Genomic DNA, 11,777 nt, shown 5'->3' with positions numbered 1-11,777 from the left:
TCGATCAGTAGATCGGAGGCAACGGCCGGGCGAAGTGTCATGTTCTGGAACTCCATCTGGACAGGTGTCTGGACTCGCGTTCAAACCTAGTGTAGTGTCCCTCACATGTCCAGCCCCGTGTCGCAGGAAAGTACCCGCCGCCGCCTGTCGGCCCAGCAGGCCGAGACCGTGGCCAAGCTGACCGACGCCGCCGTCGAGGTGCTCAACACCGACGGCTTCGACGGGCTCACCGTGCGGATGGTGGCCAAGCGTGCCGGGGTCGCTCCCGCGACCGCCTATACGTACTTCTCCTCCAAGAGCCACCTGGTGGCCGAGGTGTTCTGGCGCAGGCTCGCCGACGGCGTGCCCGCTCCCGACACCGATCTCCCGCCCTTCGAGCGGGTGGCCGGCGTACTGCGGGCGGTGTCACTGGTGGTCGCGGGGGAGGGGCAGCTCGGCGGCGCCGTCACCGTCGCGCTCCTGGGCACCGACCCCGACGTCGAACACCTGCGCTGGCGGATCGGCGGATTCATCCGCGTCCGTCTCGCCGAGGCCGTGGGCGTCGATCCCGAGAATCCCGGACCCGTCGTCGATGCCCTCGAAATGCTGTACGCCGGTGGCCTCGTCCACGCGGGCATGGGACATCTGAGCTACGAACAGACCTCCGAACGACTTGTCGCCGCAGCCCGAATGATCATGGAGAACCAGTGATGACCGACACCGCCACGCGTGCGGGAATGGAACACCTCGTTCCGTTCGACCCGTACTCCTACGATTTCCACGAGGACCCGTACCCCACCTACGCCCGGCTGCGCGCCGAGGCGCCCGTGTACTACAACGCCACCCAGGACTTCTGGGCGCTGTCCCGGCATGAGGACGTGCGCAACGCCTTTCGTGACACCGTCCGGCTGTCCAACAGTTGGGGTGTGTCGATGGACCCGGCCTCCTACGGCCCCGACGCGCACCTGGCGATGTCGTTCCTGGCGATGGACGACCCCAAGCACATGCGGATCCGCAAGCTCGTGTCCAAGGGATTCACCCCGCGCCGCGTCAACGAACTCGGCGCCCGCATCCGGGAACTGACCGCCCGCCATTGGCAGGCGTGCCTGGACAAGGGCGAGTTCGACTACGTCGCCGACTTCGCCGGCCTGCTGCCGATGGACGTGGTGTCCGAGTTGCTCGGCGTGCCCGAATCCGATCGGGCCCACCTGCGGGCGCAGTCCGACGCCCTGGTGCACCGCGAGGAGGGCGTGTTCGACGTACCCGAGTCCGCCGTGCTCGCCTACGTCGAACTGCACCGCTACTACACCGCCCTGATCGCCGACCGCCGCAAGAACCCCGGCGAGGACATGGTGTCGGCGCTGCTGAGCGCCGAGATCCTCGACGACGCCACCGGCGAGAAGACCTCCCTCTCGGACGACGAGCTGATCGGCTTCATGGTCCTGATGATCGTGGCGGGCAACGAGACCACCACCAAGCTGCTCGCCAACGCCGTCTACTGGGGCGCCCGCAACCCCGACCAGCTCGCGCGCGTACTGGCCGACCCCGAACTCGTGCCCGACTGGACCGAGGAGACTCTGCGCTACGACAATTCGAGCCAGATGGTGCTGCGCAAGGTGATCGCCGACGCCGAGTTCGGCGGGGTCACCATTCCCGAGGGTGACCGGGTGTTACTGCTGATCGGCTCCGCCAACCGCGACGTCGACGTGTTCGGGCCCGACGTGGACAAGTACATCATCGGCCGCGACAACGGGCAGAACCTGATGAGTTTCGGTATCGGAACCCACTTCTGCCTGGGCTCGCACCTGGCCCGGCTCGAAGGCAATATCGGCCTGGCGCAGGTGGCGGGCACCGTCAAGAACTACGAGATCGACTTCGACAAGGCCGTCCGGGTGCATTCGGTGAATGTGCGCGGCTTCGCCGAACTCCCGATGAAAGTGCAGGCCCGCTGACATGGCATTCATCCCTCACCCCGAACGTCGTCCGGTGCTCGTTGCCGGCGCCTCCTCCGGGATCGGTGCGGCAACCGCCGAATGGCTTGCCGCGGCGGGATATCCGGTGGCACTCACCGCGCGTCGCGTCGAGAAACTGCAGGAGCTGGCCGACAAGATCACCGCCGCCGGCGGCGAGGCCGTCGCGGTGCCGCTGGATGTGACCGACGACCAGTCGGTCCTCGACTGCGTCGCCAAAGCCGAAGCGGCCCTGGGGTCTTTGGAAGTGGTGGTCTCCGGCGCCGGTGATCTGGCCGTCGGCCGGTCGTACGAGCAGCCCGTCGATCGATTCGTCGACCAGATCGACATTCACCTCAACGGTGCCTACCGGCTGTACCGGGCGGTGATTCCCGGCATGATCGAGCGTGCCCGAGGCGATTTCGTGTTCATCGGCTCCGACGTCACCCAGCGCCCCCGCACCTTCTCGTCGGCCTATGTGGCCGCCAAATCCGGCATCGACGGCCTGGTGGCCACCGTGCAGATGGAACTTGAGGGCACCGGCGTGCGCGCCGGCCTGGTGCGGCCCGGCCAGACCCTCACCGGCATGGGCATGGACCTCGATCAGAAGACCACCGAGGACATGCTCAACGACTGGATCAAGTTCGGCATCGCCCGGCACGGCAACTTTCTCGGCCCCGAACACATCGCCCAGGCCATCGCCGGGATGATCGCCATGCCACGCGGCTCGCACATGCGGATCGTCGAGGTGGAAGCCGAAGGCGCCGTACCCAAAACCAAGCACTGAACATGATCACTGCCCAGCCAACCACCCTGCCGGTTGAGGTGCGAGGCCGCCCAGCGGCCGAGCCTCGAAACCCGGTGAGCGGACATCGTCATCTCACGAGGTTTCGAGGCTCATCGCCTAGCGGCTCTTCACACCTCAACCGGCAAGATTAAGACTTTGAAAGGACTGACACGTCATGACCGTCATCGATGAATCGGACCTGCGTGAAGACCTGAAAGAACCCCAGCGCGTCTCCGGCGGAGAAGGCGAACACGGCCATCTCGACGAGCTCGCCACCGACCCCATCGCCCTGTTCTGGCGGATCCGCAACGAATGCGGCGACGTCGGCAAGTTCCAGCTCGCCGACCGCGAGGTGGTGCTCGTCACCGGTGCCCAGGCCAACGAGGAATTCTTCCGCGCCCCCGACGAACTGCTCGACCAGGCCGCCGCCTACCCGTTCATGACCCCGGTGTTCGGGGAGGGGGTGGTGTTCGACACCAGCCCCGAGGAACGCTCGAAGGCCCTGCACAATCAGGCCCTCAAGGGCGCCCACATGAAGCAGCACGCCATCACCATCCCCAACGAGGTGGAGCGGATGATCGCGAACTGGGGCGAGGAGGGCGAGATCGACCTGCTCGAATTCTTCGGTGAGCTCACCCTGTACACCTCGTCGGCGTGCCTGATCGGCCGTAAGTTCCGGGAGTCGTTGTCCAAGCGGATCTCCGAGATCTACCACGACCTCGAACGCGGCACCGACCCGCTGGCCTACGTCGACTGCCACGCCGACATCGAGAGCTTCCGCCGCCGCGACGCCGCCCGCGCCGAACTCGTCGAGTTCATGGCCGAGATCCTCACCGAGCGCGAGGCCAACCCGGAGTCGGACAAGGACAAGCGTGACCTGCTCGACGTGCTGGTCTCGCTCAAGAACGCCGACGGCACACCGATGTTCAGCGCCGACACCGTCACCGGCATGTTCATCTCGATGATGTTCGCCGGCCACCACACCACCCAGGGCACCGCCGCCTGGACGCTGCTGGAACTGCTGCGCAACCCCGGCTACATGGAACAGGTCGTCGCCGAACTCGACGACATCTACACCGACAAGGGAGAAGGCAAGCCCGCCTACAGTTTTGCCGCGATGCGGCAGATCCCCAAGCTGGAGGCCTCGCTCAAGGAGGCGCTACGCCTGCACCCGCCGCTGATCATCCTGATGCGGGTGGCGCAGCAGGACATCGAGATCGAGGGTCATATCGTTCACAAGGGTCAGTCGATCGCCGTGTCGCCCGCGGTGTCCAACCGGCTGCAGCCCGACTTCGTCGACCCCGAATCCTTTGACCCGGACCGGTATTTCGATCCGCGGCAGGAGGATCTGGCCAACCGGTGGACGTGGATCCCGTTCGGCGCGGGCCGGCATCGGTGCGTCGGGGCGCCTTTCGCGATCATGCAGCTCAAGGCGATCTTCTCGGTGCTGCTGCAGAACTACGAGTTCGAGCTGTCGCAGCCGCCGGAGTCCTACCACAACGACCACTCCAAAATGGTTGTGCAGCTTGCCCAGCCGTGCAAGGTGCGCTACCGCCGCCGGGTCGTCCCGGCCGCCCGGTAAGAAGGGCGATCGCGATGCGTATCGAAGTCGATCTGGATCTGTGCCAAGGACACGGCATGTGTGAACTGGAGGCCCCGGAAGTCTTCGAGGCGCACAAGGATTACGTCGAGATCCTGGACTCCGAACCCGACGAATCCCTGCGGGCCCAGGTGCGGGCCGCCGTCCAGTATTGCCCCACCCAAGCACTACGAATCGTCGAAGACTGACGACTACTGACAAGAGGAGAGACACATGTCTTTTGATCGTGCCGAGCTCGAAGAGATGAAAGAGCGCTGGCTGGCCGCCAACATCGAGGCCGAGAAGGCCGGCGACTGGAAGCCGCTGGCGGAGTTCTACACCGAGGACGCCACCTACGGCTGGAACTACGGCCCCAAGAAGGACTTCATGGCCGTGGGCCGCGACGAGATCCGCGACATCGCGCTCGGCCAGGAGATGGAGGGCCTCGAAGGCTGGACCTACCCGTACCAGGCGTGGGTGATCGACGAGAAGACCGGCGACATGATCGGCCTGTGGAAGCAGGTGTACGAGGCCACCCGCGAGGACGGCTCACACTACGCCCTCGACGGCATCCAGGGCTCCTGGTTCAAGTACGCCGGCAACTTCCAGTTCTCCTGGCAGCGTGACTTCTTCGACTACGGCAATGTGTCGGCGCTGTTCCTGGAGCTGATGGTGGACAAGAAAATGAGCGACTCCATGCTCAAGCGTGTGGAGAAGTCCGCCCCCGGCAACCTGCCCGGCTGGTACGACTACGGCACCGCCCCGGTCAAGTTCTGGTAGTCCGATGACCCAAGCAGCCCCCTACGCGGGCCTGAGTCAGGAGCAGTTGGCCACGCTGGTGCCCGAACTGCTCCTGACCGGCCAGCTGATCGACCGCAGCGGCATGGCGCACCTCATCGGTGCGTTCGGCCGCGACATCATGGGGCAGGTCGCCATCGAGGAATGGATGGCGGCCAGCCCCGTGTACACCCACCGCATGCGCACCGCCCTCGGCATCGACGGCGACGGGGTGGAGGACATGTTCAAATGCCTCCAACTCGACATCGGCGCACCGCCGCAGTTCATGGACTTCCGGTACGAGATCGAAGACGAGTACCACGGTTCGTTCGTGCTCAATCACTGTGGGGCGCTGCTGGATGTGGAACCGATGGGCGACGACTACGTCACCACCATGTGCCACACCATCGAGGACCCCACCTTCGACGCCACGGCCATCGCCACCAATCGGCGCGCCCGCATCCGGCCCATCCACCGGCCGCCGCGCGCACCGGCCGACCGGCATCCGCACTGCGCGTGGACCGTCACCATCGAACCCGACCGCGACGAACTGCCGCTGCCCGACGACGCGGCGCGCATGTTCATGACGCGGGCGGGCACGGTGGCGCTGTCGCCGATCGACGCTGCCGCCGCCGACGGCTGGGTCGACTATCGCGGGCCGCTGGTGGAGGACCTGCAGTTCCGCGAATGGTCGCACACCGCACTCACCCGGGTCGCCGAAGAGGTTGCGCTGCAACATCAACTGCTCGCACTCGGCTTCCTGTGGAGCGTGCGGCGGCAGACCGACGACCCCGAGCAGGTGCTCGACGTCTACCGCAAGCAACTCAGCGGCATCGCCGGGATCGCCGCCGAACGGATCCGCAACGCCCTCGGATTATCTTCGGAGGCAGCGGATCTGGTGCAGGTACTGCGGCTGCACCCGTGCTTCGGGCCGGTGCAGTACACCGGTGTCACCGCCGAGGTCGTCGAGAATGCCTACGGCACAGACGATGTGCTGGTGACCATCCCCGCCGATTCGCCCGCGGCCATCGACGGCGGCTGGGTGTCGGTGCTCGACGCCGACCATCTGGAACCGCTGCAGGCAGCGGCCACCGCCGTCGGCGACCGCTGGGTGGCTTCGGCCGAGGCTCACGAGGGTGCGCTTCGGGTCCGGATCGCCCTGGGCGAGAAGAGTCTACGAGAATCCGGTGAGGTGGCCATCGCCCGGTTCAGCAAGGGCGCGAGCTGGGAGTTCGAGAACCGCGGCCGGTCCATCCCCATCACCCCGGTAGGTATGAAGGTCGGATGAGTACAGCAGGTGTGGCCGGTCAGGTCGCGATCGTCGCGGGAGCCACCCGCGGCATCGGCCTGGCCGTGACCTATCAGCTCGCCAGCAGCGGGGTGTCGGTGGTGGTCAACGGCCGCGACCCAGAGGCCGTCGAGGCGACCGTGACCGAGATCCGCGGCAGCGGCGGCTACGCCGTAGGCGTCTGCGGGTCGGCCGGCGACGACGGGGTGGCACAGCAGATGGTCGACGCCGCGCTCGCCGAGTTCGGCGCCCTCGACATCGCCATCAACTGCGCCGGCATCGCCGAACCGGCCGGATCGACGATCCTCACCATCACCCCCGACGAGTTCCGCGAACAGCTCAACGCCCACCTGATGAGCGCCTTTCACCTCACCCAGGCGGCCGGGCGGGTGTTCGCGGCGCAGGGGTCGGGGTCGATCGTGCTCACCGGGTCGGCGGCCTCGCTCGGCATGTTCGGCGGCAGCGGCTACCCGGCCGCCAAGGGCGGCGTGAACGCGCTCGCCCTGGCCGTGGCCGCAGACCTCGGCCCGTCCGGGGTGCGCGTCAACGTGATCAGCCCCGGCGCCAAGTCGCGGCTGTCGACGGGCGAGGACTACGAACGGCACATCCACGGCCTGCACGACCGCGGCATCCTCGACGAATTCACCCGCGACGCCGCCCTCGACCCGGCACCGCCGGACTACGTCGCCCCGCTGTACGTGTTCCTCGCCAGTCCCGCCGCAGCCCACATCAACGGCCAGATCTTCAGCGCCGCGGGTGGCTTCATCGGCAAGTTCGAGCCGCACCAGCCCGGTTTCGTCGCCTACCGCGACCACACCGACACGGCGCCGTACAGCCTCACCGAACTGGCCGGCCTCCTCACATAGCCAAGTCGCGATGGTGGAAGTTCCGTGCGCTATATGCGCACGGAACTTCCACTTAGGCGCGGGTGGCGCGGCGGGTGGCGCGACGCTCGACCCAGAAGCGGGCGGCTTCGGCGACGGCGTCGAGGACGGGGCGCGGGTGCCAGTCGAGTTCGGTCTCGGCCTTGGCGTGGCTCATCGGCGACATGTAATGCATGAGGCGCACCGTGTCGATGTTGAGCAGCTGCGGCTTGCCGGTGACCTTGGCCAGCGCGCTGCCGCCCGCGCCGAGGGCGTACATCGCGGGGCGCGGCAGGATCAGTCGCGGGGGCTCGTGACCGGCCGCGGTCGCCGCGGTTTCGATGAGGTCACGCATGTCCAGGAACCGCTCGGAGACGATGTAGCGTTCACCGTCCCGTCCGCGTGAGGTGGCCAGGATCATCGCGAGCGCGGCGTCGTCGATGGCCACCGATTCGGTGGCCATGCCGCGGGTGCGGAACGGGAACTTACCGAGCGCGGGACCCTTGACGAAGATGCCGTGGTTGGTGGGTTTCCAGTCGTACGGGCCGTAGGTGTTGGACACGCACATCGCCCGCACCGGAACCCTGCCCTCGCGGGCGTAGCCCAGGGCCAGGTTTTCGGCCGCCACACGCGACTTGATGTAGTCGGTGGCCACCTCGCCCCAGTTGAACTCATCAGTCTCGTCCACGACGCGATCGTGGCGGCCGATCGTGCCCATGGTGGAGGCGAAGACGAACGAGCGCAGCTCGGCGTCGGCGGCGGCGTCGAGGACATTGCGCAGGCCGTCGACGTTCGCGCGGAACAGCGGCGCCGGATCGATCAGCCAGGCGCGGGTGTCGACGGCGCAGTGGAACACGTCGTCGATGCCGCGCAGCGCCGCATCCAGCGACGGGCGGTCGAACAGGTCGCCGGTCACCCGCTCGATCTGGCCGTCGGCGGCGGGGATCTCGTCGATCGACCTGGTGTCGCTGGTCTTTCGAGTCAGGACGCGGACCTGCTCGCCGTCGGCGACCAGGCGCCGCACCACATGCGAACCGAGGAAGCCATTGGCTCCGATGACGAGTTTCACCGGCCGGCGACTTCGTAGGCGCGGGAGCGGGCGGGCCTGATCCACAGGTTGCCGCCGGCGGCGGTCGCACCCTCGTTCTTGAGTTCGCGTTTGAGGATCTTGTTGGTGGCCGTCGTCGGCAGGTCGGAGTTGATGCGCACATAGCGTGGCCACGCCTTCGGGGACAGGTCGCGCTGCGCGCCGAGGAACTCCTCGAACTGTGCCGGGGTCAGCGAATCATCATCGCCCAGAACGATTGCCGCCATCACGGCGTCGCCGACGTGCTCGTCGGGCACCGCGTACACGGCCACGCGGTTGATCTGCGGCAGCCGTAGCAGCACCCTCTCCACGGGGCCCGCGGCCATGTTCTCACCGTCCACGCGCATCCAGTCACCGGTGCGCCCGGCCAGATAGAACCAGCCGTCGTCGTCGACGTAGGCGAGGTCGCCCGACCAGTACATGCCGTCGTGCAGGCGTTCGCCGGTGGCCTTGTCGTCGTTGTGGTAGCCGGTGAACAGGCCGCCACCACTGGTGTTGACGATCTCGCCGATCGCCTCGTCGGCATTGGCCAGCGCGCCGTTCTCGTCGAACTTCGCGCGCGGGCATTCGGTGAGGGTCTGCGAGTTGTACACGGCCACACCGGGAAAGCCCTTGCCGATGGAGCCCGCGGGGGTTCCCGGTTCGCGGGTGATGATGACGGCGAGTTCGGTGGAGCCGTAGCCGTCCCACATCGAACACCCGAACCGCCTGCTGAACTCGTTCAGGTCGCGGTCGGTGGCCTCGTTGCCGAATGCGGCCCGCAGCGGGTTGTCGGCGTCGTCGAGCTTTTCGGGCGTGGCCAGCACGTAGGCGAGGGCCTTGCCGACGTAGTGCGCGTAAGTGGCGCCGTAGCGGCGGATGTCATCGAGGAAGGTCGACGCCGAGAACGGGGCGGGCACGATCGCCGCACCGGCGACCAGCGCGACGCAGTAGCCGCCGAGCAGCACCGCCGAGTGGAACAGCGGCATCGACAGATAGCAGACGTCGTCGGAGGTGATGCCGAACTTCTGCACCAGTGGGGGGCCGGCGAACGGGATCATCATGTGCGCGAAGCGAACCGGCTTGGGGTTGCCGCTGGTGCCGGAGGTGAAGATCAGCATGAACGGATCCATCGGTCCCGGAACCGAATACGGGGTCAGCTCACCGGCCTGCGCCGCACGGCTGCGCCATTCGTCGCCGTCGACGTCGAAAATGGTGACGGCGGGCAGGTCGAGGCCGTCGAGCAGCGGGCGGTGCGCAGCGTCGACGAGGAGGATCTGGCAGTCGGCGCGGGAGATGTCGGCGGCCAGCGCCTCACCGCGCCGGGTGTTGTTGACGCCGACGGTGACGTAGCCGCCGAGCGCGCCCGCGGCCAGTGCGATGAGCATCTCGGGGGTGTTGCCGAGGAGGGCGCCGACGTGCATCGGGCGGGTGGTGTCGGCCGCGGTGATGGTGGCCGCCGCCCAGCGGGATGCTTCGGCGATGTACTCGCGCCAGGTCCAGCGCTTGTCGTCGTAGATGATGGCGGGATTGTCGTCCTCGGCGCGTTCGAGGAGCAGCTGCGTCACGGTGTCGGCCATCACACCAATTTAGAACATGTTCTCGTTTTCTCCCAAGGGTGATCCGGATTTGCAGCCGTCGGGTTTGTCCGTCCCTGGGGTGCCTGAGGAGAGTGGCGCGAGGATGTAGCGATGTCGGGTGCAACGACGATAAGGGTTGTGGGTGACCAGGGTGGCTGGGCACACTGGGATCGGTGCCGGTTCAGACGGCCCCACGTGGGGGAGACAAAGGAGTTGTGATGAATCTACGAAGCCGACGGATCGCTGGGGTGTTGGCCGGCCTCGCCGCATCGGTGATGGTGGGCACCGGAACCGCCCACGCCTGGGACGCGTACCCGGGGAGCACCGGCGGGGGTTCGGTGTCGAACGGCAAGGTCAACATCACGCTGACCAACCGGATCAACCGGCCCATTACCTGCGAATACAGCCTGTATCCGCTGAATCAGCAGGCCGGGGTCTACCAGGTCTCACAGGGGTACCTCGCCGCGCGCGCCGCCTACAGGTCGGGCGACTACGGAAACGGCAGCCACCTGCAGTGGGAGGCCCGAGGCAAGGAACAGTCGCTGGGCTGGCCCATCGCGCGACGAACGAACCTGGTCGTTTCGCCGGGAACCACGCGGACGGTGTCGTGGCGACCGTACCGGGCCGGCAGATACTCGGTGCTGGTCCTGTGTAACACCGGCTTCGGCGGCTCGCGTAACCTGCATCGGGACTTCGACTCGAACGCGTTCGCGATCGCGCGGACCAAGCCGGGTCTGCACACCGAGGTCGGAATTCTGGGGATGAACTTCGGTAGCTAACCCGACTGCTCAACGCCCGTGCCCGGTGGTAGACGATGATGCGTCCACCACCGGGCACTGTTGTGTTTCGTTGTCGGTGTGATCTCTCCTACTTCCCAGCCAACCTGAACTGCGTCTCAGGTCGGGTGCTTGGTAGACACGGTGCATGAGCTCTGCGAATACACCCCGGATGGTGCCCACGTTCGGTGACCCCCTCAGCGCCTTCGGGCTCGGCGACCTCGTCCGCGACGGGGCCGCGGGAACGTCCGTGGGGCAGCTCTCACCGCGCCTTGCCGACCATCGCGGACTGATCGACCTCCCCGCGCTCGCGGTGCTGTTCGACCACATCGGCGGCTTCCCGTTCTCCCGTGCCCAGGCCGGTGCGTCGACCCTGCAGTCGCGGCTCGCGATGTCGCTGCTCGCCGGTGTCGCCGTCACCGAGCGGCTCACCGGGCGTGCCGACATCCGGATCGACGACGGATCGTACGGCGTGACGTCTGTGGACCTGCGGACCGCCGGCGGCGACCTGGTGATGACCGGCACTGCCCGCAGCGTGCGGGTGGGGCGGGGGAAGTCGGATGTCGACATGGACGCCGTCGTCGCTCCGGACGGACCCGACGACGGATACCTGCCCGACCCCATCGACCCCGCGCTGTCGGGTCAGGAGATCGTCGACGCGATCGCCGCGGGCGTCCTCGATCCGGGACCGATCATCCGGCTGCTCGGCGGGGGCCTGGAGGACGGCCGCTTCATCGTGCGCACCGCCGAATGGATGGGCAACCACTTCGGCACCATGCACGGCGGGTTGATCGCCGCCATCGTCGGGCAGGGTATTTCGTTTGCCGCCCAGGCGCATACGGCGCCGGGAGTCGGGTACCAGGTGACCGACATGAGTGTCGGCTTCTACCGATCGCCCGAACTCGGCGGCGAGGTCGTGGTCGACGTCGAGCCGGTGAAGGTCGGGCGGCGCATCGGCTCGTTCGACGCCACCATGCGCACCCGCGACGGCCTGCTGCTGAGCAAGGCGAGCGCGGACGTCATCTTCCGGTAGGGCGGGTGTGTGTGCGGTGACGTAGTCGTCTCACGGGGTTTCGAGGCTCGTCGCTTGCGCTCCTCGCACCTCAACCGGCGAGGGGGTTGCCAGGTTGGGT

At 67.1% G+C, this 11,777-nt stretch carries 12 protein-coding genes; 10 read left to right on the top strand and 2 right to left on the bottom strand.

The annotated features are described in order from the left end of the window. Window positions 1-105: 105 nt before the first annotated feature. From GOAMR_RS13240 to GOAMR_RS13205, 8 genes are all read left to right on the top strand, one after another. The gene (locus GOAMR_RS13240; RefSeq protein ID WP_005188441.1) at window positions 106-690 is read left to right on the top strand and encodes a TetR/AcrR family transcriptional regulator; all 585 of its coding nucleotides are present in this window, start codon (window positions 106-108) and stop codon (window positions 688-690) included. Then, window positions 690-1,931, top strand: coding sequence for a cytochrome P450 (locus GOAMR_RS13235; RefSeq protein ID WP_005188438.1), 1,242 nt, complete (start codon window positions 690-692; stop codon window positions 1,929-1,931). Before GOAMR_RS13240 ends, GOAMR_RS13235 begins: the two co-directional genes overlap by 1 nt. A 1-nt stretch (window position 1,932) precedes the next feature. After that, complete coding sequence (locus tag GOAMR_RS13230; RefSeq protein WP_005188431.1) at window positions 1,933-2,715, top strand: SDR family oxidoreductase; 783 nt, start codon at window positions 1,933-1,935, stop codon at window positions 2,713-2,715. Window positions 2,716-2,890: 175 nt separating this feature from the next. Then, window positions 2,891-4,297, top strand: a complete 1,407-nt coding sequence (locus tag GOAMR_RS13225) for a cytochrome P450 (protein ID WP_005188429.1) — start codon at window positions 2,891-2,893, stop codon at window positions 4,295-4,297. Window positions 4,298-4,311: 14 nt separating this feature from the next. Beyond that, the gene (locus GOAMR_RS13220; RefSeq protein ID WP_005188426.1) at window positions 4,312-4,503 is read left to right on the top strand and encodes a ferredoxin; all 192 of its coding nucleotides are present in this window, start codon (window positions 4,312-4,314) and stop codon (window positions 4,501-4,503) included. 25 nt (window positions 4,504-4,528) lie between these two features. After that, on the top strand, window positions 4,529-5,074 hold the full coding sequence (locus GOAMR_RS13215; protein ID WP_005188423.1) for a Cif family virulence factor: 546 nt from the start codon (window positions 4,529-4,531) through the stop codon (window positions 5,072-5,074). 4 nt (window positions 5,075-5,078) lie between these two features. Further along, the gene (locus GOAMR_RS13210) at window positions 5,079-6,359 is read left to right on the top strand and encodes a hypothetical protein (RefSeq protein WP_005188421.1); all 1,281 of its coding nucleotides are present in this window, start codon (window positions 5,079-5,081) and stop codon (window positions 6,357-6,359) included. Continuing rightward, complete coding sequence (locus GOAMR_RS13205) at window positions 6,356-7,225, top strand: SDR family NAD(P)-dependent oxidoreductase (RefSeq protein WP_040515240.1); 870 nt, start codon at window positions 6,356-6,358, stop codon at window positions 7,223-7,225. The genes GOAMR_RS13210 and GOAMR_RS13205 overlap by 4 nt, the downstream gene beginning before the upstream one ends. A 52-nt stretch (window positions 7,226-7,277) precedes the next feature. Here the strand turns inward: GOAMR_RS13205 and GOAMR_RS13200 are convergent, their stop codons facing one another. Both GOAMR_RS13200 and fadD1 read right to left on the bottom strand, forming a co-directional pair. Further along, entirely contained in the window at window positions 7,278-8,291 is a 1,014-nt protein-coding gene (locus GOAMR_RS13200; RefSeq protein WP_005188416.1) for an NAD-dependent epimerase/dehydratase family protein, read from the bottom strand. Continuing rightward, window positions 8,288-9,868 (bottom strand): fatty-acid--CoA ligase FadD1, encoded by a 1,581-nt coding sequence (gene fadD1 / locus GOAMR_RS13195; RefSeq protein WP_005188414.1) that lies wholly within the window; start codon window positions 9,866-9,868, stop codon window positions 8,288-8,290. The genes GOAMR_RS13200 and fadD1 overlap by 4 nt, the downstream gene beginning before the upstream one ends. Window positions 9,869-10,086: 218 nt before the next feature. Here fadD1 and GOAMR_RS13190 point away from each other — a divergent pair, with 218 nt between their 5' ends. Then, complete coding sequence (locus GOAMR_RS13190; protein ID WP_005188412.1) at window positions 10,087-10,647, top strand: hypothetical protein; 561 nt, start codon at window positions 10,087-10,089, stop codon at window positions 10,645-10,647. A gap of 145 nt (window positions 10,648-10,792) precedes the next feature. Further along, complete coding sequence (locus GOAMR_RS13185) at window positions 10,793-11,677, top strand: PaaI family thioesterase (protein ID WP_050942717.1); 885 nt, start codon at window positions 10,793-10,795, stop codon at window positions 11,675-11,677. Window positions 11,678-11,777 lie beyond the last annotated feature (100 nt).

The organism is Gordonia amarae NBRC 15530, assembly GCF_000241345.1.
In the GTDB taxonomy this organism is placed as follows: domain Bacteria; phylum Actinomycetota; class Actinomycetes; order Mycobacteriales; family Mycobacteriaceae; genus Gordonia; species Gordonia amarae.
Note: the sequence above shows the minus strand (reverse complement) of the source record. Positions and strands in the feature narration are given on the sequence as shown.

Coding starts and splice junctions, on each gene's coding strand:
- GOAMR_RS13230 (WP_005188431.1), top strand. CDS start 1,933: ATGGCATTCATCCCTCACCCCGAACGTCGTCCGGTGCTCGTTGCCGGC.
- GOAMR_RS13220 (WP_005188426.1), top strand. CDS start 4,312: ATGCGTATCGAAGTCGATCTGGATCTGTGCCAAGGACACGGCATGTGT.
- fadD1 (WP_005188414.1), bottom strand. CDS start 9,868: ATGGCCGACACCGTGACGCAGCTGCTCCTCGAACGCGCCGAGGACGAC.
- GOAMR_RS13205 (WP_040515240.1), top strand. CDS start 6,356: ATGAGTACAGCAGGTGTGGCCGGTCAGGTCGCGATCGTCGCGGGAGCC.
- GOAMR_RS13210 (WP_005188421.1), top strand. CDS start 5,079: ATGACCCAAGCAGCCCCCTACGCGGGCCTGAGTCAGGAGCAGTTGGCC.
- GOAMR_RS13225 (WP_005188429.1), top strand. CDS start 2,891: ATGACCGTCATCGATGAATCGGACCTGCGTGAAGACCTGAAAGAACCC.
- GOAMR_RS13190 (WP_005188412.1), top strand. CDS start 10,087: ATGAATCTACGAAGCCGACGGATCGCTGGGGTGTTGGCCGGCCTCGCC.
- GOAMR_RS13185 (WP_050942717.1), top strand. CDS start 10,793: ATGAGCTCTGCGAATACACCCCGGATGGTGCCCACGTTCGGTGACCCC.
- GOAMR_RS13215 (WP_005188423.1), top strand. CDS start 4,529: ATGTCTTTTGATCGTGCCGAGCTCGAAGAGATGAAAGAGCGCTGGCTG.
- GOAMR_RS13235 (WP_005188438.1), top strand. CDS start 690: ATGACCGACACCGCCACGCGTGCGGGAATGGAACACCTCGTTCCGTTC.
- GOAMR_RS13240 (WP_005188441.1), top strand. CDS start 106: ATGTCCAGCCCCGTGTCGCAGGAAAGTACCCGCCGCCGCCTGTCGGCC.